General features: G+C 60.8%; 21 protein-coding genes and 1 pseudogene. All 22 read left to right on the top strand.

What is annotated here, in order from left to right:
- Positions 1–235, top strand: a 235-nt coding sequence (gene yidD / locus RJQ10_RS11525) for a membrane protein insertion efficiency factor YidD (protein ID WP_502880236.1), incomplete at its 5' end; no start/stop codon positions are given.
- An 18-nt stretch (positions 236–253) separates the two neighbouring features.
- The gene (gene yidC / locus RJQ10_RS11520) at positions 254–1,975 is read left to right on the top strand and encodes a membrane protein insertase YidC (RefSeq protein WP_350146698.1); all 1,722 of its coding nucleotides are present in this window, start codon (positions 254–256) and stop codon (positions 1,973–1,975) included.
- Between the two features lie 43 nt (positions 1,976–2,018).
- The gene (mnmE, locus tag RJQ10_RS11515) at positions 2,019–3,398 is read left to right on the top strand and encodes a tRNA uridine-5-carboxymethylaminomethyl(34) synthesis GTPase MnmE (protein WP_350146696.1); all 1,380 of its coding nucleotides are present in this window, start codon (positions 2,019–2,021) and stop codon (positions 3,396–3,398) included.
- Between the two features lie 499 nt (positions 3,399–3,897).
- On the top strand, positions 3,898–5,796 hold the full coding sequence (gene mnmG / locus RJQ10_RS11510; protein ID WP_350146694.1) for a tRNA uridine-5-carboxymethylaminomethyl(34) synthesis enzyme MnmG: 1,899 nt from the start codon (positions 3,898–3,900) through the stop codon (positions 5,794–5,796).
- The gene (gene rsmG / locus RJQ10_RS11505; RefSeq protein ID WP_350146692.1) at positions 5,771–6,451 is read left to right on the top strand and encodes a 16S rRNA (guanine(527)-N(7))-methyltransferase RsmG; all 681 of its coding nucleotides are present in this window, start codon (positions 5,771–5,773) and stop codon (positions 6,449–6,451) included. Before mnmG ends, rsmG begins: the two co-directional genes overlap by 26 nt.
- A 22-nt stretch (positions 6,452–6,473) precedes the next feature.
- Positions 6,474–7,289 carry a ParA family protein gene (locus RJQ10_RS11500; RefSeq protein WP_350146690.1) on the top strand — a complete coding sequence of 272 codons (816 nt, stop codon included), beginning with the start codon at positions 6,474–6,476 and terminating at the stop codon, positions 7,287–7,289.
- A complete protein-coding gene (locus tag RJQ10_RS11495) occupies positions 7,289–8,170 on the top strand; it encodes a ParB/RepB/Spo0J family partition protein (protein WP_350146688.1) in 882 nt (293 codons plus the stop codon). The genes RJQ10_RS11500 and RJQ10_RS11495 overlap by 1 nt, the downstream gene beginning before the upstream one ends.
- Before the next feature lie 59 nt (positions 8,171–8,229).
- On the top strand, positions 8,230–8,799 hold the full coding sequence (locus RJQ10_RS11490; protein ID WP_350146686.1) for an ATP synthase subunit I: 570 nt from the start codon (positions 8,230–8,232) through the stop codon (positions 8,797–8,799).
- A gap of 35 nt (positions 8,800–8,834) precedes the next feature.
- Positions 8,835–9,713, top strand: a complete 879-nt coding sequence (gene atpB / locus RJQ10_RS11485) for a F0F1 ATP synthase subunit A (protein ID WP_350146684.1) — start codon at positions 8,835–8,837, stop codon at positions 9,711–9,713.
- A gap of 38 nt (positions 9,714–9,751) precedes the next feature.
- The gene (gene atpE, locus RJQ10_RS11480; RefSeq protein WP_027949997.1) at positions 9,752–9,988 is read left to right on the top strand and encodes a F0F1 ATP synthase subunit C; all 237 of its coding nucleotides are present in this window, start codon (positions 9,752–9,754) and stop codon (positions 9,986–9,988) included.
- A 72-nt stretch (positions 9,989–10,060) separates the two neighbouring features.
- Positions 10,061–10,531, top strand: coding sequence for a F0F1 ATP synthase subunit B (locus RJQ10_RS11475; RefSeq protein ID WP_350146682.1), 471 nt, complete (start codon positions 10,061–10,063; stop codon positions 10,529–10,531).
- A gap of 13 nt (positions 10,532–10,544) precedes the next feature.
- A complete protein-coding gene (locus tag RJQ10_RS11470) occupies positions 10,545–11,081 on the top strand; it encodes a F0F1 ATP synthase subunit delta (RefSeq protein WP_350146680.1) in 537 nt (178 codons plus the stop codon).
- 16 nt (positions 11,082–11,097) lie between these two features.
- Positions 11,098–12,642 carry a F0F1 ATP synthase subunit alpha gene (atpA, locus tag RJQ10_RS11465; protein WP_350146678.1) on the top strand — a complete coding sequence of 515 codons (1,545 nt, stop codon included), beginning with the start codon at positions 11,098–11,100 and terminating at the stop codon, positions 12,640–12,642.
- Between the two features lie 16 nt (positions 12,643–12,658).
- Positions 12,659–13,522: a F0F1 ATP synthase subunit gamma gene (atpG, locus tag RJQ10_RS11460; RefSeq protein ID WP_350146676.1), complete on the top strand. Its 864-nt coding sequence runs from the start codon at positions 12,659–12,661 to the stop codon at positions 13,520–13,522.
- Between the two features lie 83 nt (positions 13,523–13,605).
- Complete coding sequence (gene atpD, locus RJQ10_RS11455) at positions 13,606–15,003, top strand: F0F1 ATP synthase subunit beta (protein WP_350146674.1); 1,398 nt, start codon at positions 13,606–13,608, stop codon at positions 15,001–15,003.
- Positions 15,004–15,027: 24 nt separating this feature from the next.
- Positions 15,028–15,456 (top strand): F0F1 ATP synthase subunit epsilon, encoded by a 429-nt coding sequence (locus tag RJQ10_RS11450; protein WP_350146672.1) that lies wholly within the window; start codon positions 15,028–15,030, stop codon positions 15,454–15,456.
- A gap of 190 nt (positions 15,457–15,646) precedes the next feature.
- Positions 15,647–17,014: a bifunctional UDP-N-acetylglucosamine diphosphorylase/glucosamine-1-phosphate N-acetyltransferase GlmU gene (gene glmU / locus RJQ10_RS11445; RefSeq protein ID WP_350146670.1), complete on the top strand. Its 1,368-nt coding sequence runs from the start codon at positions 15,647–15,649 to the stop codon at positions 17,012–17,014.
- Between the two features lie 3 nt (positions 17,015–17,017).
- Complete coding sequence (gene glmS / locus RJQ10_RS11440; RefSeq protein ID WP_350146668.1) at positions 17,018–18,847, top strand: glutamine--fructose-6-phosphate transaminase (isomerizing); 1,830 nt, start codon at positions 17,018–17,020, stop codon at positions 18,845–18,847.
- Positions 18,848–19,066: 219 nt separating this feature from the next.
- Entirely contained in the window at positions 19,067–19,897 is an 831-nt protein-coding gene (locus tag RJQ10_RS11435) for an enoyl-CoA hydratase/isomerase family protein (protein ID WP_350146666.1), read from the top strand.
- A gap of 11 nt (positions 19,898–19,908) precedes the next feature.
- Positions 19,909–21,105: pseudogene (locus tag RJQ10_RS11430) on the top strand (acetate--CoA ligase); the annotation flags it as partial.
- 6 nt (positions 21,106–21,111) lie between these two features.
- Positions 21,112–21,540, top strand: a complete 429-nt coding sequence (locus tag RJQ10_RS11425) for an AMP-binding enzyme (RefSeq protein WP_350146702.1) — start codon at positions 21,112–21,114, stop codon at positions 21,538–21,540.
- Positions 21,541–21,705: 165 nt separating this feature from the next.
- Positions 21,706–23,406, top strand: a complete 1,701-nt coding sequence (locus RJQ10_RS11420) for an acyl-CoA dehydrogenase family protein (RefSeq protein WP_350146664.1) — start codon at positions 21,706–21,708, stop codon at positions 23,404–23,406.
- Positions 23,407–23,412: the final 6 nt, after the last annotated feature.

Raw genomic sequence — 23,412 nt, 5'->3', positions numbered from 1 at the left:
GCAACTGATGCGCAAGCTACTCATCGCCGTCATTTCTCTGTACCGCTACGCCGTCAGTCCCTTCCTCGGGAACAATTGCCGGTTCTACCCCAGCTGTTCCCACTATGCGCAGGACGCCATTGCCCTGCACGGGGTTTTCAGAGGCAGTTACCTGACGCTGCGTCGCATCGGCAAGTGCCACCCCTGGCACGAAGGTGGAATCGACCCGGTACCACCCTGCAACCACACTCACTGACAAAGCTGACCACTGCTTATGGATTTGCAACGCACTCTGCTGATCGGCGCCTTCGCCCTCCTGTCATTCATGTTGCTGACCGAGTGGGTCGCCTTCAAGGAAGCGAGAACCACTGCGTCCCAGGCGACCGCAACGCGGTTGCTCAACGGCACTGACGCCACGGCAAATTTGCTTCCCGAACTGCCGGCAGTTGAGGCGGGCGCTGTCGCCACCGGCAATGAAGACCTGCCGAGCGCGCCGCAATCCGTGGACGACGCAGAACCCGCCACTGTAGAAACTGGCGCAGCCCCGGAACAGCGCATCGTCTTTGTGCGCACGGATGTCGTGCAACTGGCCATTGATCTCGCCGGCGGAGACATTGTCGAACTCGCTTTGCCAGAGCACCTGGAAAATATCGACCAGCCAGACCAGCCCTTTGTATTGCTGGAGCAGAACGAACGTCGCACCTATGTCGCCCAAAGTGGCCTGATTGGCCCTGACGGTATCGACAGGGAAACCAGGGCCCGGTTTACTGCCGCTGCCCAAAACTACGAGCTCGCACCCGGCCAGGACACACTGGTTATCGACCTGGTCTGGGACAATGAGGGGCCTGTCAGCATCACCAAACGCTTTACCCTGCATCGGGGCGACTACCTGCTCGACGTCAGCTACATCGTTGCCAACGGCGGCAGCGAACGGTGGCAGGGCAACCTGTTTGGGCAAATCAAGCGCGACAACAGCAAGGATCCCACGGCGGATACAAGCGGCATGGGCTTGAAACCCTTTTTGGGCGCCGCCATTACCCAGCCCGATGAGCGCTTCACCAAGTTCAGTTTCAAGGATATGAAAGAAGAGCCCTTCCGCGAGCAACTGCCCGGTGGCTGGATCGCGATGATCCAGCACTACTTCCTCAGTGCCTGGATTCCGAACCCCGACCAGAGCCACAACTACAGCACCCGCGTCACACCGGGTGGTTTTAACATTGCAGGCTTCACCAGCCCGACCCTGGTTCTGGACCCTGGCCAGCAGGGTTCCGTCGCCGCGCAGTTCTATGCCGGTCCAAAGGACCAGTACCGCCTCGAGAAAATATCGCCCTACCTTGAACTCAGCGTGGACTATGGCTGGCTGTGGTGGATTGCCCAGCCTCTGTTCTGGCTGCTTACCAGAATCCACGACTTGCTCGGAAACTGGGGTCTTTCCATTATTGCGCTCACCGTACTCATCAAGGCGGCCTTCTTCAAACTGTCGGCCACCAGCTACCGCTCCATGGCCAATATGCGCCGGGTGGCACCGAAAATGCAGGATATCCGCGAGCAGTTCGCCGACGACAAGACCAAACAGTCACAGGCCATGATGGAGCTGTACCGGAAGGAGAAGATCAATCCCATGGGCGGGTGCCTGCCAGTGCTGGTGCAGATGCCGGTCTTTATCGCCCTGTACTGGGTGCTCATGGAAAGCGTGGAACTGCGTCATGCACCGTTCTTCCTGTGGATCGACGACCTCTCGGTGATGGACCCCTACTTCGTGCTGCCGCTGCTCATGGGTGCCAGCATGTGGTTCATGCAGAAACTCAACCCGGCGCCACCGGACCCGATGCAGGCCAAGATCATGCAGTGGCTGCCGGTTATCTTCACGTTCTTCTTCCTCTGGTTCCCGGCGGGCCTGGTGCTTTACTGGGTAGTCAACAACCTGTTGTCGATGGCGCAGCAGTATGTGATCACCAAACAGATCGAGAAGAGCGCCGCCAAAGCCAAGGCCTGATGCCGCGGTACCGCGTAGACACGGGCCAGCTTATACTGGCGCCATGACTTCCGCCCTCGCCCTTGATGGCGATACCATCGCCGCCGTCGCCACTGCTCCCGGCAGGGGCGGCATCGGCATCGTCCGTCTGTCGGGACCCAAAGCCAGAGCAATCGGCGAGCGCATCACGAACTCCGCACTGCGAGCCAGGTACGCCCACTTCTGTTCCTTTCGGGAACCCAGCGGCGAAGTGATCGACACCGGCATCGTCCTGTATTTTCCCGGCCCCAACTCGTTCACCGGGGAGGACGTTGTGGAACTCCAGGGCCACGGTGGGCCCGTTATCCTCGACCTGCTGCTGCGCGCCTGCCTTGGCGCCGGCGCTCGCCAGGCCCGACCCGGAGAGTTCTCCGAGCGCGCCTACCTGAACGACAAACTGGACCTGACCCAGGCCGAAGCCATAGCGGACCTGATCAACAGCACCACGGAGCAGGCGGCGCGCAACGCGCACCGATCCCTGCAGGGACAGTTTTCACTCCTGGTGAACCAGCTCGTGGAGAGCGTTACCCGGCTCCGTATCTATGTAGAAGCCGCCATCGACTTTCCAGAGGAAGAAATTGATTTCCTCGCCGATGGCCGCGTCGCCGGCGAACTGCGAGAGCTGACGCGGCAACTTCACTCAGTGCTGGACAGTGCGCAACAGGGAAGCCTGCTACAGGAGGGAATGAAGGTCGTGATAGCGGGCCGGCCCAATGCCGGTAAATCCAGCCTGCTGAACGCTCTGGCGGGGCAGGATACGGCGATCGTTACCGCCGTCGAAGGCACCACCCGGGACGTCCTCAGGGAACATATCCAGATTGACGGAATGCCCCTGCACATCGTTGACACGGCTGGCCTGCGGGACAGCGCAGATGCCGTGGAGCAGGAAGGTATTCGCCGCGCCCAGGCCGAAATAGGCAGTGCCGACCGGGTGTTACTGGTGCTCGACATGACCCGGGAAAACCTTGCCGCGCCACCCTCCGAGTTGTGGCCGAGGGAGGCGGGGGCTCTTTCAAGCACGATTCCGGTTACCGTGATCCATAACAAATGCGACCTGACCGGCCTGCCCCCCGGACTCGACGAGTCCGGCGAGCATACCGTGATCCGGCTCTCGGCCAGGCAGGGCAGTGGCCTCGAGTTATTGCGACAGCACCTGAAAGACAGCATGGGTTACCACGACACCGACAGCAGCAGCTTCAGCGCCAGGCGCCGTCACCTGCAGGCACTGCAGCAGGCTGCAGACTTTCTTGACCGCGGCCGCTTGCAACTGGAAGAGGCGGGAGCTGGAGAGTTGCTGGCGGAGGATCTCCGGGCCTGCCATGACGCCCTGGGCAGAATTACCGGGAAGCTAAGCAGCGACGAATTACTGGGAGAGATTTTTTCCAGTTTTTGCATCGGCAAGTAGCAATACCCGCAATCCACAGCCTGCACACAGCCTCGCCGCCAGTTTGCCAACACCTTGTCCTCTGCACGCAGCGCATAAGTCGCCAGCTGGATAACACTGTGGATAGCAGGGGGGGCAAGTCCACAATGACCGTGGGGTAACACGGCCCGCCGCCAGCACCCGCAGTGAGACCAGTCTGTTCCTCCCCAGCTCACCCACCGCTTGCAGGCGCCAGGAACAGCGTTTACCAGCAGGGTTGTCTTGGACTCAACGTACTGTTTTAAATAGCAAATCACTGGATACCCACAGAATCGGGGGACACCAGTAATAACTACATTTAATCTATATATCTATACACCATACATAACTATTACCTGTCTCTGAACCAGAGCTCCCGGGTGCTGGAAATAATCCACCGCGCAAGCGTCGTGCTGCGGAACATATTTTGTACAACGGCCACTGCGGCCGTATAATCCGCGACCCGGTGTAACATATCCGGCCCAACCAGAGGCAGACAGGCGTGGAATACCAGCAAACATACGATGTCATCGTAATCGGCGGCGGCCATGCCGGTACCGAGGCCTGCCTTGCAGCCGCGCGCATGGGCTGTCGCACCCTGCTGCTGACTCACAGTGTCGATACCCTGGGACAGATGTCCTGCAACCCGGCAATCGGCGGCATCGGCAAGAGCCACTTGGTGCGGGAAGTGGATGCGTTGGGTGGTGCCATGGCCCGCGCCACCGATCGCGCCGGTATCCAGTTCAGGGTACTTAACGCACGCAAGGGACCTGCTGTACGCGCCACCCGTGCCCAGGCTGATCGTGTTCTGTATCGCAATGCCATCCGCGAGATACTGGAATCCCAGGCGGGACTGTCCATTTTCCAGCAACCGGTGGATGACCTGCTGATCGAGAACGGCCGCGTTGCCGGTGCGATCACCCAGATGGGCCTGGTATTCCGGGCACCCACCGTGGTGCTGACGACGGGAACCTTTCTCGGCGGCAAGATACACATCGGCCTGGAAAACAGTGCCGGGGGGCGTGCCGGAGATCCCCCGTCCATTGCCCTGGCGCAGCGCCTGCGGGAAATGCCGCTGCGTGTCGAACGCCTGAAAACAGGGACACCGCCCCGCATTGACGCGCGCAGCGTTGACTTCAGCCAGCTGGAAGAGCAGTGGGGCGACGCCGATGCCCCGCCCATGTCATTCCTGGGCAGCACCGATGAGCGACCCTCCCAGCGCTGTTGCTGGATCACCCACACCAACGCCGCCACCCACGAGATTATCCGCGGTGGCCTGGACCGCTCTCCCATGTACTCCGGGGTCATCGAAGGCATAGGCCCGCGCTACTGCCCGAGCATTGAGGACAAGATCCACCGCTTCGCTGACAAGACCTCGCACCAGGTGTTTGTGGAACCGGAAGGGCTCACCACCAGTGAGCTCTATCCCAACGGCATCTCCACCAGCCTGCCTTTCGATGTGCAGTATGACCTGGTGCGGTCTATCCGTGGATTCGAGAACGCCCACATCACCCGGCCGGGGTACGCGATCGAATACGATTTCTTTGACCCGCGGGATCTGGACTACTCGTTGCAGACCCGCGCTGTGCCCGGTCTCTATTTTGCCGGCCAGATCAACGGCACAACCGGCTACGAGGAAGCGGCCGCCCAGGGACTGCTCGCGGGGCTGAACGCCGCACTTGCGGTGCAGGGCCGCGAACCCTGGTGCCCGCGCCGGGACGAAGCCTATATCGGCGTCCTGGTGGACGATCTCATCACCATGGGCACCCGCGAACCCTACCGCATGTTTACCTCCCGGGCGGAATACCGGTTGCTGTTGCGGGAGGACAACGCGGACCTGCGCCTGACCACCCGGGGCCGCGAGCTCGGTCTGGTGGACGATGCACGCTGGGAACGCTTCGCCCGCAAGCGCGATGCCATTGAGCAGGAAACCCGACGTCTGGCCACGACCTGGGTGCATCCTTCGACGCCGCAGGCCGCGAGCCTGGAGCCCAGGCTCAAGGCGCCGCTAGCCCGCGAATATTCCCTGGCGGATCTGTTGAAGCGCCCGGGGATCAGTTACCGGGATATCGCCGGGCTCAAGGGCGAGCCGCTGGCGGATGAGCAAGCGGCGGAACAGGTCGAGATACAGGCCAAGTACGCCGGTTATATCGATCGCCAGCAGGAGGAAGTCGAGCGCCTGCGCCGGTTCGAGAACACCGTGCTTCCCGCCTCGCTGGACTACGCTGCAGTGGATGGCCTGTCTCACGAGGTACGGCAGAAGCTGGGCGAAGCGCGCCCCGAGACGCTCGCCCGGGCGGGAAGAATTCCGGGCGTTACTCCCGCCGCGATTTCCCTGCTGTTGATCTACCTGAAGAAGCGTGGCGCGCTGGATCGTGCAACCGATCGCAAATCTGCCTGATTTGGACGCCGCGCTCGCCAGCCAGTTGTCCCGCGGAATTACTGCGCTGGGTCTTCGCGCCAGCACCGATCAGCAGGCACAGCTGCTGGCCTATCTCGCCCTGCTGTGCAAGTGGAACCGGGCCTATAACCTGACTGCTGTCCGCGATCCTGCAGACATGGTGACCCGGCACCTGCTGGACAGTCTCGCCCTGGTGCCGCGGTTGTCTGGATCCCGTTGCATCGATGTCGGCACCGGCGCCGGGTTACCCGGAATCCCCCTGGCGATCATGTTCCCGGACCGGGAATTCCATCTCCTGGACAGCAACGGCAAGAAGACCCGGTTCCTGTTCCAGGTAAAGACCGGCCTCGCGCTGTCCAATATCACGATCCATCATGCCCGGGTCGAAGCCTTCACTCCCGCCGGGAAATTTGATGTGGTGCTGTCCAGGGCGTTTGCCTCGCTGGCGGATATGGTTGCCGGCGCGGGGCATCTGCTGCAGCCCGATGGTGTTTTCCTTGCGATGAAGGGAGCTCGCCCCGACGATGAGATTGCGCTGCTCCCGGGACGTTGCCGGGTGCTGGGTGTTTACCCGCTGCAGGTCCCCGGGCTGGATGAACAACGCCATCTGGTGGAGCTTTCCCTCGCTGCCGCTGCTATCCTGAACCCGCATTAGCCGATCAACCGGGGAAAGCGCTTTGGCCAGAATCATTGCAATAGCAAACCAGAAGGGCGGTGTTGGCAAGACCACCAGCTGCGTCAATCTTGCTGCCTCTCTGGCAGCCATGAAAAAACGCCTGCTGCTGGTGGACCTCGATCCCCAGGGGAACGCTACCATGGGCAGCGGTGTCGACAAACACGCTGTCGAGCGCAGTATCTACGATGTGTTGGTACATCGTGCCCCGGTACACCTCATTACCCAGCGCGTACCCGAGGGCGAATTCGATGTTCTCCCCGCCAACAGCGACCTCACCGCCGCAGAAGTGGAGCTGATTGGTATTGAACACAGGGAGCGCCGCCTGAACGCGGCCCTGCAGGAAGTTGGCGACCGCTACGACTACATTCTTATCGATTGCCCACCGTCCCTGAACATGCTGACCCTGAATGCGCTGGTGGCCGCAGACGGCGTGCTGATTGCCATGCAGTGCGAATACTTTGCCCTGGAGGGTTTATCCGCGCTGATCAGCACCATCCGCCGGATCGGGGAATCGGTGAACCGGGACCTGCAGATCGAGGGAATTCTGCGCACCATGTATGACCCCCGCAACAGCCTGACCAACGAGGTTTCTTCCCAGTTGCACCAGCATTTCGGTGAGGCGGTCTACCGCACGGTGATTCCGCGCAACGTGCGCCTGGCGGAAGCTCCCAGCCACGGCTTGCCGGCGATGTACTATGATCGCTATTCCCGCGGGGCCAAGGCCTACATGGCCCTGGCAGGGGAAATTATCCGGCGCGAAGAGAAACGCCGGCACTTTCCTGCCAGCGCGCTGGCAGCAGATCAGGGGAGAGCGTGATGACGGCGAGGAAAAAGGGTCTGGGGCGCGGGCTGGATGCGCTGCTGGGCGTGGGCAACGCCAGCCGGCCAGCCGATGACACCGCCACAGAGGGCGCCGAGCAGCATGTCCTGAAGGAAATCCCGGTCGACCTCATCCAGCGGGGCAAGTACCAGCCGCGCCGCGATATTGATCCAGAATCCCTGCAGGAACTCGCCGAGAGCATCCGCGTCCAGGGCATCATGCAGCCGATCGTGGTGCGGCCGATCTCCGATCGCAAGTACGAGATCATCGCCGGCGAACGCCGCTGGCGCGCGGCCCAGCTTGCCGGTCTCGACCAGGTGCCGGCGGTGATCCGGGACGTCAGTGACGAGTCCGCAATCGCCATGGCCCTGATCGAGAACATCCAGCGTGAAGATCTCAACCCGATTGAAGAGGCGGTTGCCCTGCAACGCCTGCAGCAGGAGTTCGACCTGACCCAGCAGGAAGTCGCCGACGCTGTGGGCAAGTCCAGATCTACCATCGCCAATCTGCTGCGCCTGATGTCGCTGCAGGAAGACGTGCGCCTGCTGCTGGAGCGGGGCGATATGGAGATGGGGCACGCCCGTGCGCTCCTCGCCCTCACCGGCCTGCAGCAGTCGCAGGCGGCGCGCACGGTGGTGGGCAAGGGAATGTCGGTACGCCAGACGGAAGCGCTGGTGCGCAACCTGCTTGCCCGGCAGGAAGCGCCGGCGCAGGAGCCCGCGCGGCTGGATCCCAATATCCGCCAGCTGCAGGACGATCTGTCGCAGCGTCTGGGTGCCAGGGTGTTGATCCAGCACGGTGCCAAGGGCAAGGGCAAGCTGGTTCTCAGCTACAACAGCCTCGATGAACTGGACGGCATTCTCAGTCACATAAAGTAGCTTTGGAACCGAATCAACACAGCATCTTGTGGTCCGCTGACAGGTGACCACCAGATGCTGTGAACAGGGTGCCCTCAGGCAGCAAAATTGGTGAATATGTCGCAATCCTGCCGCCAACTACAGCGAAATTTAGCCAGTACGTTCATGCGGCTGTGGTTGAACCTGTGCGGTATTACTCCTATAATGCGCGCGCCCAAAACGAGGAACTGTCGCGTGGCAAATGGCGAGAGGGCCGGCCCGTGTTTCGCAGCAATGTGAACACCATCCCGGCCCCCCCGGTCCATCGCGTACCACTGGCTCAGCTGGCCGCGCTTGTTCCCCTGTGCCTGCTCGTATGGTTGGCTGTGGACAAGACAGCAGGGCTGTCGGTGTTGTGTGGAGGTGTTGTGGCCGTCGCCCCGCAGGCCTGGTTTGCGGCCAGGCTGTTTCGCTCGAGGGGAGCGCGATCGGCGTCGGATGTGGCGCGGTTGGCACTGGGCGGGGAAATCGGGAAGTTTCTCTTGAGCGCGGCGGGGTTCGCCGCGGTGTTCGCCCTGCTGAGGCCCATTGCCCCGGTTGCGGTGTTTGCCGGGTACATCGCCATGCTGGCGGTACAAATGACAGGAAGCTGGCTGCTGCTGAAAGCGTAGTCCGCAGAAACAAACCGAAACAAGAGTTGTGATCGATGGCAGGCGAAAACCAGACCGTTTCAGATTACATTGTCCACCACCTCACCAACCTGACCTATGGCAAGTTGCCTGCAGGTTATGAACGCTATGATGGCTCCATCGTCGGGGATGGCGGCGCCTGGGTCATGGCTCACGGTGGTACCGAGGCAGCGGCGATGGGATTCACCGCCATCCACGTGGACTCCATGGCGTGGTCCATCGGCCTGGGCATTGTTTTCAGCTGGATGTTCTACCGCGTGGCGAAAAAAGCATCGTCCGGTGTCCCCAGCGGTTTCGTCAACGCTATCGAAATGATCGTCCAGTTCGTGGACAACACCGTTCGCGATACCTTCCACGGCCGCAACCCACTGATCGCGCCCCTGTCCCTGACCATTTTCGTCTGGATTTTCCTGATGAACCTGATGGATCTGGTGCCGGTGGATATCGTGCCCGAACTGATGATGCTGCTGGGCGTCGAATACCACAAGATCGTGCCGTCCACGGACCCCAATATTACCTTCGGCATGTCGATAGGCGTGCTCATCCTGATCCTGTACTACTCGATCAAGGTCAAGGGCTTCGGGTTTGCCAGGGAACTGGCGCTCAATCCCTTTAACCACCCGCTTTTCATCCCCGTGAACCTGTTCATGGAGATTGTGGGCCTGCTGGCCAAGCCTTTTTCTCTCGCGCTGCGTTTGTTCGGCAACATGTACGCCGGCGAGATGATCTTTATCCTGATTGCTGCCCTGTTCAGTGCCGGTCTGGCCTGGATGGTGCCTGCCGGCTTCCTGCAGATTGGTTGGGCGATTTTCCATATTCTGGTAATCACCCTGCAGGCATTTATCTTCATGGTGCTGACGATCGTGTATCTCAGCATGGCCCACGAAGACCACTGATTCACTTTAACTTTGCTTACTAACGCTAGGAGAAAATCATGGAATTAGTTCTTATTGCTGCCGCAATTATGATCAGCCTCGGTGGTCTGGGCGCTGCGATTGGTATCGGCATGCTGGGCGGCAAACTGATCGAAGGCTCTGCCCGCCAGCCCGAACTGGCCCCCAAGCTGCAGGTTACCTTCTTCCTGGGCGCTGGCCTGGTAGACGCGATTCCGATCATCGGCGTCGGTCTGGCCATGTACCTGATCTTCGTTGTTGCTCCCGGCATGGCCTGAGCCAGCCTTGCAACAATATCGTGAGCGGGGCCGCCGTACCGGCCGCCCCATCATATCTGTGAGGAGTACGGCGTGAACATCAACCTTACGCTTATCGGACAGGTAATCGCCTTCTTTGGCTTCGTGTGGTTCTGCATGAAGTTTGTCTGGCCGCCCATTATTGCGGCCATGCAGGAGCGCGAAAAGAAAATCGCAGACGGCCTGGCTGCAGCGGACCGCGCCAGTCACGATCTCGAGCTGGCACAGGAGAAGGCTCTCGAGCGCCTGAAAGAAGCCAAGCATGAAGCGGCAGGTATTGTCGATTCAGCGAACAAGCGCGCCAGTCAGATCGTCGAAGAAGCCAAAGTGGCTGCCCGGACTGAAGCGGAACGGGTCAAGGCCTCAGCGCAGGCGGAGATCGAACAGGAAACCAACCGTGCGCGGGAAGTCCTTCGCTCTCAGGTTGCGGCCCTGTCCCTGGCGGGTGCCGAGAAAGTGCTGGGCGCCACTATTGACCACAACGCGCACGCCGACCTGGTCAACAAATTGGCTGCAGAGCTTTGATGGCGAGGACCTTATGGCGGAACTGACCACACTGGCTCGCCCCTACGCCAAGGCGGCCTTCGAATACGCCCGCAACGGCAAGACTCTGGGCGAATGGCACACGCAGTTGCAGACCGTTGCAGCCGTGACTGCTGACAGCCGCATGCAGGCGCTGTTGCGCGACCCCTCCCGGGGTGGGCGAGAGTTGGCCGGCGTAGTGGCCGATGTGTGTGGCGATGCCATCAGCGATCCGGTTCGCAACTTTCTGACGGTGCTGGCTGAAAACAAGCGCCTTGGATTGTTGCCCCAGATTACCGCGCTGTTTGCCGGCTACAAGGCCAACTTCGAGAAATCGGTGGATGTAGAAGTGGTATCCGCCTTTGAACTCGAGGACGCAATGACGCAGAAGTTGGCGGCCGCGCTGGGCAAACGCCTGGAACGGGAAGTGAACGTGCACAACACGACCGACGCAAGCCTGTTGGGTGGTGTGTTAATCAGAGCCGGCGATCTGGTGATCGATGGTTCCGTGCGTGGCCGGCTGAACAAGCTGGCGACGGCGATGAATTCGTAGGATTGAGGAACAGAGCATGCAGCAACTGAATCCGTCAGAAATCAGCGAGATGATCAAGCAGCGCATCGACCAGCTTGATGTTTCTTCTGAAGCGCGCAATGAAGGCACCGTGGTGTCGGTCTCCGACGGCATCATCCGTATTTATGGCCTTACCGACGTCATGTACGGTGAGATGATCGAATTCGAGGGCGGCATCTTCGGGATGGCGCTGAACCTCGAGCGCGACTCGGTTGGCGCGGTGGTGCTTGGAGATTACAAGACGCTGGCGGAAGGGCAGTCCTGCCGCTGCACCGGCCGTATCCTCGAGGTGCCGGTTGGCCCCGAACTGCAGGGCCGGGTAGTCGACGCCCTCGGTTCTCCGATCGACGGCAAGGGCCCGATCAACGCCGCCCTGACTGACGCCCTGGAGAAGGTTGCCCCCGGCGTAATCGCCCGTCAGTCCGTTGACCAGCCGGTGCAGATCGGCCTCAAGGCTATCGATGCGATGGTGCCTATCGGCCGCGGCCAGCGCGAGCTGATCATCGGCGACCGCCAGGTGGGCAAGACCGCCATCGCCGTGGACGCGATCATCAACCAGAAAGGTTCCGGCATCAAATGTATCTATGTCGCCATCGGCCAGAAGGCCTCTTCGGTGGCAGCCGTGGTGCGGAAACTGGAAGAACACGGCGCCATGGAGCACACCATCATCGTTGCGGCCACCGCCTCCGATCCGGCGGCCATGCAATACCTGGCGCCGTTTGCCGGTTGCACCATGGGTGAGTACTACCGCGACCGCGGTCAAGACGCCCTGATCATTTACGACGACCTGACCAAGCAGGCCTGGGCCTATCGCCAGATCTCCCTGCTGCTGCGCCGTCCTCCGGGTCGGGAAGCCTATCCCGGTGACGTCTTCTACTTGCACTCCCGCCTGCTGGAGCGCGCGGCGCGGGTCAATGCCGCCTATGTCGAGGAGTTCACCAAGGGTGAAGTCAAGGGCAAGACCGGTTCTCTCACCGCACTGCCTGTGATCGAGACCCAGGCCGGTGACGTTTCCGCCTTCGTGCCAACCAACGTAATCTCCATTACCGATGGTCAGATCTTCCTCGAAGCGGACATGTTCAACGCCGGCGTGCGTCCGGCCATGAACGCCGGTATCTCAGTATCACGGGTGGGTGGCGCGGCCCAGACCAAGATCATCAAGAAGCTGTCGGGCGGCATTCGTACCGCGCTGGCACAGTACCGCGAACTGGCGGCATTCTCCCAGTTTGCCTCTGACCTCGACGAAGCTACCAAGGCGCAGCTGGATCAGGGCGCACGTGTAACCGAGCTGATGAAGCAGGGCCAGTACGCTCCCCGCAGCATCGCCGAGATGGGCATCGTGTTGTACGCGGCGAACGAAGGTTTCCTGCGTGACATCGAGGTGAACAAGATCGGCGACTTTGAAGCCGCGCTCCTGTCCTACATGCATGCCGAGCACGGTGAGCTGATGAAGACCATCGTTGAGACCGGCAATTACAACGACGACATCGAGGCGACTTTCAAAGCGGCGCTGGAGAAGTTCAAAGCCACGCAAACCTGGTAAGCCCGAGGAAAACCAGATGGCAGTCGGAAAAGAAATCCGGACCAAGATCACCAGTATCCGGAGCACGCAAAAGATCACCAGCGCCATGGAAATGGTCGCGGCGAGCAAGATGCGCAAAGCCCAGGAGCGTATGGCCCTGGGCAAGCCCTATGCCCGCCGGATGCGCTCGGTGGTGGGTCACATTGCCAACTCCGCCCCGGAGTACCGCCACGCCTATATGGTGGAGCGCGAGGTCAAGCGTGTCGGCTTTATTGTCGTTTCCACCGACCGCGGCCTCTGTGGTGGCCTCAACATCAACCTCTTCAAGGCCACAGTCAAAGCCATGAAGGCTTGGGCTGATCAAGGTGTAGGTATCGACCTGTGCCTGATCGGCGCCAAAGCGGCGGCGTTCTTCAAGAGCTATGGCGGCAACGTCACCGCCGCGGTCCGCGACATCGGCGAAGACCCCAGCCTTGCTGACCTGATCGGCAGCGTGAAGACTATGCTCGACGCCTACGAGGACGGCCAGATCGACCGCCTGTTCCTGGTCAGCAATGAGTTCGTCAACACCATGACCCAAAGCCCCGCGGTGGAGCAGCTGCTGCCCCTGGAAGCCGAGGACAATGCGGAGATGAAGCACCACTGGGACTACATCTACGAGCCCGATGCCATGGTGTTGCTGGAACGTCTGCTGACTCGCTACATAGAGTCCCAGGTGTACCAGGCGGTGGTGGAAAATGGCGCCTGCGAACAAGCGGCGCGGATGCTGGCGATGAAGAACGCGACCGACAACGCCGGTGACCTGATAGACGACTTGCAGCTGATCTACAACAAGGCCCGCCAGGCTTCGATTACCCAGGAGCTGTCGGAAATCGTTAGCGGTGCCGCGGCCATCAGCTGACGGAAAATCACCACATATTCGGTGCCGGCAGGGAATCCGGCTGGCGCCAGACAGAATTGAACTTTGATGCAGAGGATCCGAACATGAGCAGCGGACGAGTCGTACAAATTATCGGTGCCGTTATCGACGTGGAGTTTCCACGCGACCAGGTACCCAATGTTTACGATGCACTGTTGGTTACCGAGAAAGGTCTCACCCTGGAAGTCCAGCAGCAGCTGGGCGACGGCGTCGTGCGCACGATTGCCATGGGCTCCTCCGAAGGCATGAGCCGCGAGCTGGCAGTGGAGAATACCGGTGCCCCGATCTCGGTTCCGGTGGGCGTCGAAACTCTCGGCCGTATCATGGATGTGCTGGGCAATCCCATTGACGAGCGCGGCCCGATCGGGGAGAAAGAGCGTTCCGCCATTCACCGCAAGGCTCCAACCTATGAGGAGCTCGCAGCCTCCGAGGAGCTGCTGGAAACCGGCATCAAGGTCATCGACCTGGTCTGTCCTTTCGCCAAAGGCGGCAAGGTGGGCCTGTTCGGCGGCGCCGGTGTGGGCAAGACCGTCAACATGATGGAACTGATCAACAACATCGCCACCGAGCACTCCGGGCTGTCGGTGTTTGCCGGTGTCGGCGAGCGGACCCGTGAAGGTAATGACTTCTACTTCGAAATGCAGGAGTCCAAGGTTGTCGACGTCGAGAACCTTGGCAACTCCAAAGTGGCGATGGTCTACGGCCAGATGAACGAGCCGCCGGGGAACCGCCTGCGCGTGGCTCTGACCGGCCTGACCATGGCCGAGAAGTTCCGCGACGAGGGCCGCGACGTACTGCTGTTCATCGACAACATCTACCGCTACACCCTGGCCGGAACCGAGGTTTCGGCTCTGCTGGGTCGGATGCCCTCCGCGGTAGGTTACCAGCCCACCCTGGCGGAAGAGATGGGTGTGCTGCAGGAGCGGATCACCTCGACCAAGGTCGGCTCCATCACCTCCATCCAGGCGGTATACGTACCGGCGGACGACCTTACCGACCCGTCCCCGGCGACCACCTTCGCCCACCTTGACTCCACCGTGGTACTGAGCCGCGACATCGCCGCCACGGGTATCTACCCCGCGGTGGACCCGCTGGACTCCACCTCGCGCCAGCTGGACCCGCTGATTATCGGTCACGAGCACTATGACGTAGCCCGCGGCGTGCAATCCGTGCTGCAGCGCTACAAGGAACTGAAGGACATCATTGCCATCCTCGGTATGGACGAACTGTCAGAGGAAGACAAGCAGACGGTAGCCCGGGCCCGGAAAATCGAGCGCTTCCTGTCCCAGCCGTTCCACGTGGCGGAAGTGTTCACCGGTTCTCCCGGCAAGTACGTATCGCTGAAGGAAACCATCGCCGGCTTCAAGGGCATTCTGGCGGGCGAATACGACCACCTGCCCGAGCAGGCGTTCTACATGGTCGGCAGCATCGACGAAGCGGTCGAGAAAGCGGGCAAGCTCTAAGGTATCGCGACAGAGGGGCTCGAGATGACAATGACAATTCACTGCGACATCGTCAGTGCGGAAGAGGAAATCTTCTCCGGGCTGGTCGAAATGCTGGTAGCCACCGCTGATCTGGGTGAAATGGGTGTGACCTACGGCCATGCCCCGCTGCTGTCATCGCTGATACCCGGCCCCGTCCGCATCGTCAAGCAGGGTGGCGAGGAAGAGGTGTACTACGTCTCCGGCGGCTTCATTGAAGTGCAGCCAGGCGTGGTCTCCATTCTCGCTGATACCGCGCTGCGCGCCGGTGACGTGGATGAGGCGGCTGCCGAGGAGGCCCGCAAGGAAGCGGTTCATACCCTGACCAACCAGTCCGGCGATTTCGACTACGGGCGCGCTTCCGCGCAGCTTGCGGAAGCGGCAGCCCAGCTGGCAACCCTGCGCAAAATGAAGAATCGGGCCGGCCGCGGCTGAGCCTCGATTCTCCCTCCGGCCCCGGACTGACGGGGCCTTTTAGTTTGTCCTGCATCACAGTTCTGACTGTTGCCCGGGTAATCGGGTTGTTTTGACCCACCTTGGCGTTAATATGCTCGGTGTCAAAGACCAGTACCAGCGCGTAGCGGCGGTCCTGCACTGCCGGCTACCCTGAGAACGGGATACTGCAATGTCTCTAGAAGTCGTTATCCTGGCCGCCGGCCAGGGCTCTCGCATGCGTTCAAGCCTGCCCAAGGTCCTGCATCTGCTGGCTGGGAAGCCCCTGCTGCAGCATGTCATTGACAGCGCCCGGCAGCTCTCTCCGACGGCGATTCACGTGGTCGTCGGTCACGGCGCCGACCAGGTACGCGCCGCCTTCGAGGGCCAGGCATTGTCCTGGGTCGAGCAGCGGCAACAGCTCGGTACCGGGCACGCTGTCCTGCAGGCACTGCCCGCCGTTGGCGAGAACAGCGCGGTACTCGTACTCTACGGAGACGTTCCCCTGGTACCCGTGGCGACGCTTGAGGCGCTGGTGGCAGCCGCCGCGAACGCGCCGGCCCTGCTGACAGCCATCCTTGAGGAACCTTCTGGCTACGGCCGCATCCTGCGCGACGCCGAGGGTGAGTTCAGGGCAGTGGTGGAACACAAGGACGCCACCGACTTCGAGCGCGCGGTGCGGGAAGTGAATACCGGTATTCTGGCGGCGCCGGCCAGCCTGCTGCGGCGCCATCTGCCGCGCGTGGGTAACAGCAATCAGCAGCGGGAATACTATCTTCCAGAGGTTCTTTCGCTGGCACTGGCCGACGGCGTTGCAGTGCAGACTGCCCCGGCCGCCAACCCGCTCGCGGTCATGGGTGTTAATGACCAGTTGCAGCTCAGTGTGCTGGAACGTGAACTGCAGCGCCAGCGCGCCGCCGCACTGCTCCAGGCGGGCGTCAGGCTGGCGGACCCTGCCCGGATCGATATCCGCGGCAGTCTGCAGTGCGGCCGGGACGTGTTTATCGATGTGAACTGTGTCTTTACCGGCACTGTGGTGTTGGGGGATGGGGTGAGCATCGGTCCCAACTGCGTGCTCGGTGATACCACCGTTGGTGCCGGCAGCGAAGTCTGTGCCATGAGTCACCTGCAGTCGGCCAGCGTGGGCAGCGGCTGCAATGTGGGGCCCTATGCCCGTCTGCGGCCCGGCACCAGTCTCGGTGACGAGGCCAGGGTCGGCAACTTCGTCGAGACCAAAAAAGCCAGCATTGGTGCCGGCAGCAAGGTCAATCACCTCTCCTACGTCGGCGACTGTGAAATGGGCGCGGGGGTGAATATCGGTGCCGGCACGATTACCTGTAACTATGATGGAGTCAACAAGCATATTACCCGTATCGGTGATGGCGCATTCGTGGGCTCCAACGCGACACTGGTGGCTCCGGTGGAGATCGGCGCCGATGGTTTCGTCGCGGCGGGCTCCACGATAACCCGTCCTGTCCCCACCGGGGAGCTGGCGGTTGGCCGCGGTAAACAGCGCAATATCAAGGGCTGGAACCGTCCGGGAAAAACAGACAAGGACTGACTCATGTGTGGAATTGTTGCCGCGGCGGCCCGTCGCGAGGTGTCCGAAATACTGCTCGAGGGTCTGCGGCGCCTGGAGTACCGGGGTTATGATTCCGCCGGGATGGCGCTTATCGACAGCGATCACAACCTGCTGCTGCACAAGCGGCAGGGCAAGGTCGCGGAGCTGGAACAGGCCCAGGCCATGGATCCCAAGTTTGGCTGTGTGGGTATCGCACACACCCGCTGGGCAACCCACGGGGTACCCTCGGCGGTCAACGCCCACCCGCATATTTCGGGTCAGCGGGTGGCGGTGGTGCACAACGGTATCATCGAAAACCACGCCGGATTGCGCAGCGAACTGCAGGCGGCGGGCTATGAATTCCAGTCGGCTACCGACACGGAAGTGATTGTGCATCTGCTGCACCGGGAGCTGGAGTCGGGCCGCAGCCTGCACCAGGCGATGCTGGCCGTGGTGCCGAGACTTCAGGGCGCCTACGCCCTGGCTGCCATCGACATGGAGCACCCCGACGAGGTGGTGGGCACCCGTGAGGGCAGCCCGCTGGTAGTAGGCGTGGGTATCGGGGAGAACTTTCTCGCCTCCGACCAGCTGGCCTTGCGGCAAGTGACGGACCGCTTCATCTACCTGGAAGAGGGCGACGTGGTCCGGATCACGGCAACCTCCGTGGAAATCACCACCCTCGCCGGGGAACCGGTACAGCGCAAGATGTCGACCATCTCCGCGCTGGAAGAGAGCACCGGGCTGGGTGACTACGAGCACTACATGCTCAAGGAAATCTACGAACAACCCAGGGCGCTGGCCGCCACCATTCCCGTCGCCGGCACTCGCGAGATCGACGACAGTGTTTTTGGCGCTGATGCCGGCGCAATTTTTGACCAGGTAAAAGCTGTACAGATCGTCGCCTGTGGCACCAGCTACCATGCGGGCATGGTCGCCCGTTACTGGCTGGAGGAGCTGGCGGGCATTCCCTGCGCAGTGGAAGTGGCCTCCGAGTTCCGCTACCGCAAGCGCGTGCCGCTTCCCGGTACCCTGCTGGTTACTGTGTCCCAGTCCGGCGAAACCGCCGATACCCTGGCCGCTCTGCGCAACGCCACCGAGGAAGCCTTCGTCGCCAGGATGGTGATTGCCAACGTGGACCACAGCTCCCTGGTGCGGGAGTCCGACCTGGTGTTCCTGACCCGGGCCGGCACCGAAATCGGCGTGGCTTCCACCAAGGCATTCACCACCCAGCTGGCGGCATTCCTGATGCTGACCCTCGCACTTGGCCGCCGGCATGCGCTGGCACCGACTCAGGCTGCGGAGATGGTGTCGGTGCTGCACAGCCTGCCGCGCTATGTCGAGCGGACGCTGCGCCTGGACCCGGCCATCAAGCGCATGGCCGGTGCCTTCATTCAACGCCAGCACGCCCTGTTCCTGGGCCGTGGCATTCACTACCCGATTGCCCTGGAGGGCGCACTCAAGCTCAAGGAGATCTCCTATATCCACGCCGAAGCCTACCCCGCGGGCGAGCTGAAACACGGGCCTCTGGCCCTGGTGGATGCGGATATGCCGGTGGTGGCAGTGGCGCCGGGGGACGAGCTGCTGGAAAAACTCAAGTCGAACCTGGAGGAGGTGCGTTCACGCGGCGCCGAACTGTATGTGTTCGCCGACAGCGAGGCCCACTTCGCCGACGAGCCCAGGGTCCACGTGCTGGCACTGCCCAGCTGCCCGGAACTGCTCAAGCCCATCGTCTACACTGTCGCCCTGCAGCTACTGGCCTACCACGTTGCGGTGCAGAAGGGAACGGATGTCGACAAGCCGCGGAATCTGGCGAAGTCGGTCACGGTGGAGTAGGGCCGCTACGGGAAAAACGCCCGGCCAACGGTTTTGCCGTCATCTCCAGGGTGGAGCTATTCCGGCAGCAGCATCATGTTTCCCTGATTGAAAAATTCTTTCTCAAACGCTTCCTCGCGCGCTCGGCTGAGTGTCCGAACAGCTGGCCTTCCTTCCGGTGCACAGGTAATGTACCAAGCCTACTAACAACTTTTAATTAGCCTGAAGGGGAGCTGTGTAGTGAAAACGTTGGAAACCCTGCTGACCGAGACAGCGGACAAGATATTCACTATCACGCTCAACCGTGAAAAGAACCTGAACGCCCTGTCTTCGCTGGTGCTGGATGAGCTGGAATACGCGCTCAACTCGGTGCGAGCAGACCCTGCCGTGTCGGTTATTGTGATCAAGTCGAAGGGCAGGGCCTTTTCCTCAGGCTACGAACTTGGCAGTGAGCACTGGGTGACATCGCAGTATCCGGGACACACCGACACTATTGATCTGCAGGCAGACCGCCGTGATATCCACGCCCTCGTCGACTACTGGATGCGGATATGGCGTTACCCCAAGCCCATCGTCGCCCAGGTTCAGGGTGATTGTCTGTCGGGCGCGGGGGAGCTGCTCGCCGTCTGCGACCTTGCCATCGTCAGTGAACGGGCACGTTTCGGCCACCCGGCGGCGTGTGACCTCGGCATTCCGCCTTCCATCATGTTCTGGCCCATACTCATTGGCCTGCGCAAAACCAAGGAGCTGTTACTGACGTCAAAGCTGATTGACGCACAGGAAGCTCTGAGTATCGGCCTGATCAACGAGGTGGTACCCCACGATGAGCTGGAAGAGCGCGTGCAAGCGGTTGCGGCGAAGATCGCCAAGGCACCCTCCGACAACTCCATTCTGCTGAAAAGCATCTCCAACACCTTGTTCGAGAATATGGGCATGCAGCAATCCATTCGCACCGGTGCCGATATTGACGCAATCTACCACCAGAACCGCAGCTATACGGATTTCTTCAAGACGCTGGAAGAAGAAGGCGTGCGGGAAGCGTTTGCAAAACGTGCGCGCCTTTACAGCTGAGGAGGACCGACATGAGCGCCGCAATGAATGGCAGCCTGCCGATATGCAGCAGTTACGAAGCATTGTGCGACCGGTTTTCCTGGTCGATACCGGAAATGTTCAACATCGCGGATGCGATTTGCGACCGCTGGGCATCTGACGAACAACGTGTTGCCATTACGTTTGAAGATTCTCACAAACAGGTCCGGCAGGTTACCTATCGCAGTCTGCAGCGGGATGCCAACCGCCTGGCAAACCTGTTTGCGTCACTGGGGATTGCACGCGGTGACAAGGTTACGGTTTGTTTGCCGCAGAGCCCCGAATGTGCGATTTCGCATATAGCCTGCTTCAAGTCCGGTATTGTGTCCTGCCTGGCCTCTGTGCTGTTTGGCGAGGAGGCCCTGAAACACCGCATCATCGGCAGCCGCTCGCGGCTGTGCATTGTGGATGCGGATAATTATTCGAAGATCGAGAGTATTTTCGACGACTGTCCATCCCTGGAACACATCATCGTGGTCGGCGAGGTGGATGACGAGTTGCCGCTGGGCTTTTACCCGGCCACGTGCAAGCTGTCCGATCAGTGGGTGAACGTGCAAACGCGGGCAGAGGAGCCGGCGTGGATCAATTACACCTCGGGCACCACCGGCCTGCCCAAGGGTGTGGTGATGCCGCACCGTGCGGTACTCGGGAATGTGTCCATCTTCGAGTATTTGTTCGACTACTTCCCGCAACCGGGGGATGTGCTGTGGTCCCAGGCAGACTGGGCCTGGGTTGCCGGGTTTGCCGATATTTTCCTGGTTGGCAGCTTTCACGGTTGCAGGATCGTCTCCACCAGCATGAAGGGGTTTGACCCGGTAGAGGCGTTTCGCATTCTGTCGGACCACAAGGTCACCGTGTAATTGCTCACACCCACCATGCTCAAGCTGATGCGCGAAGCCAGCGCGCGCGTCAAGACAGACAGAGTGCAGTTGCGCGTGGTGCTATCGGGTGGAGAAGCCGTGGGTGCCGAGCTGGCCAGTTGGGCGGATGAGCACTTCAACCTGACCATCAATGAAGGCTTTGGTCAGTCGGAGTGCAACGGCATGATTGGCAGTAATGCCAAACTCATGCAGGTGCGCCATGGATCATTGGGCAAGCCAACGCCGGGCGCGGTATGTGCCATTGTCGATGAGCGGGGCAATGAGCTGCCCGATGGGGAGCGCGGCGAGATTGCGATTCAGCGGCCTCATCCGGCCATGTTTCTCCATTACCTGGATGACCCGGAGGCAACCGCGGCCAAGTTCCGCGGGGCCTGGATGGTCACCGGTGATATTGGCAGCCGCGATGCGGACGGCTACTTCTGGTTTCACGGTCGCTCGGATGACGTAATTACCAGCTCGGGTTACCGGATTGGACCCACTGAAATCGAGGATACACTGCTCTCTTCAGCGGCAGTAAAAATTGTCGCTGTGGTGGGCGTGCCGGACGAGCGCAGAACCGAACTCATCAAGGCCGTGGTGGTGCTCGCTGCAGGCGTGGATCCCTCGCCGGAACTGACGGCGTCACTGCAGGATCTGGTGCGGAAGAAACTGGCGAAGCACGAAGTGCCGCACATTATCGAGTACGCTGACAGCTTGCCGATGACGCCCACGGGCAAGATCCTGCGGCGGGAACTTCGCGGCTAGCACTGGCTGCAGGTTTGCGGCCTCTTGTTTCATTGTTAAGGATCAACGATGCAAGTCCCCTTACTGAATGACCGCGACATTGAGTTCCTGCTGTTCAGGGTATTCGATACCGTCGATGTGCTAAGCCGTGAACGGTACAGCGAGCACACGCAGGAAACCATCAGCATGACGCTGCAGACCGCCAGGAGCGTCGCGGAAAAATACTTTCTCAATCACTATGCCAAAGGGGACGCGCAGGAACCGGTATTCGATGGCGAAACGGTTACCACGGTGGCGGAGACCAAGCTGGCATGGTCGGCTTTTGCAGATGCCGGCTTCTTCGCTGCCACGTGTGATTTCGCCGACGGGGGCATGCAGCTGCCGTATATCGTCATGCGGGCGGCCAACGCCTACTTCTATGCGGCCAACCCGGGAACAGCAGGTTACTGCCTTTTGTGCATTGCGGCGGCCGACTTGCTTGAAACCTTTGGCACTGCCGAACAAAAAAATACTTACCTCGCGCACATGCGTTCGGGGCGTTTCACCGGAACCATGGCCTTAACCGAGCCTGCGCAGGGATCATCGCTGCAGGATATTGCAACCAGGGCCAAGCCGTCCGCTGACGGCACATACCGGCTGTTTGGTCAGAAAATGTATATATCAGGCGGCGATCACGACCTGACCGAAAACATCATTCACATGGTCCTGGCCAAGACGGTGTGCCCGGCAACCGGCAAGGAAGGCATCTCGCTGTTTATTTGTCCCAAGGTGCAGGTGAACGCAGACGGTACGCTGGGAGCGCGCAATGATGTCGCGCTCGCCGGGCTGCTGCACAAGATGGGCTTTCGCAATGCCACCTCGACGGTGCTCAATTTCGGTGAAAAGGACGGCGCGGTCGGCTACTTGCTGGGCGACCTGAACAAGGGCCTGGTGCACATGTTCCAGATGATGAACGATGCGCGCATCGCGGTGGGCCTTTTCGCCACCGCGTTGGGCTATCAGGGCTACAATTATTCTCTGCTTTACGCCAGGCAACGCAAACAGGGCAGAACAGTGCGCCCGGTCAAACAGCAGGACAGGGGTGCCCAGGTTGAGATCATCGAGCATGCGGATGTACGCCGGATGTTGTTGACCCAGAAGGCCTATGCAGAAGCTTCATTGGCCATGACGTTTTATGCCAGCGTGCTGTTTGAAGACAGTCGCTCTGCCAACTCGGTGACGGATCGTGAAACGGCAGGTGCACTGCTCGACCTGGTTACCCCGGTTATCAAGTCGTGGCCGTCCAAATACTGCCTGGCGGCGAATGACCTCGCGATCCAGGTGCTTGGCGGAGCGGGTTATACGCGGGACCACCTCGTCGAGCAGTATTATCGGGACAATCGTCTGAATCCGATACACGAGGGCACGGAAGGTATTCAGGCTATCGATCTCCTGGGGCGCAAGGTAGGCAGTGACGATGGTGCGGTGTTCAGGCGCTTGATCGTGGTTATCGAGGCCAACCTGGAGCTGGGTGCGCAGGATGAGCATGCCACGGTTGCTGAAGTTACCGCAGAGCTGCGGCACGGCGTCACCGCCTTGTCCCGCGTCACAGAAACCCTGCTGCCCGAGATTCGCCGTGATCGAACGGCTGCGCTTGCGAACGCCGCGGTGTATCTGGATCTGTTCGGGCGGGTTTTTGCCGCCTGGATGTGGTTGAAACAGGCGCTGGCTGCTGCGGAGTGCTTGCGTACGGCCAGCATCGCACCAGCAGAAGCCGACTTTTACCAGGGAAAATTGCAAGCCGCCAGATTCTTCGCCCGCTGGGAGCTGCCGAAATACCAGCATGAGGCGCAGATACTGCTGCAGGGGTATGATGAGCCCTTGAAAATGCCGGCGGAGTGGTTCTAGCCGTTC

This window comes from Haliea sp. (assembly GCF_040222615.1).
Taxonomy (GTDB): domain Bacteria; phylum Pseudomonadota; class Gammaproteobacteria; order Pseudomonadales; family Halieaceae; genus Haliea.
This window is presented reverse-complemented; position numbering and strand designations above follow the sequence as displayed.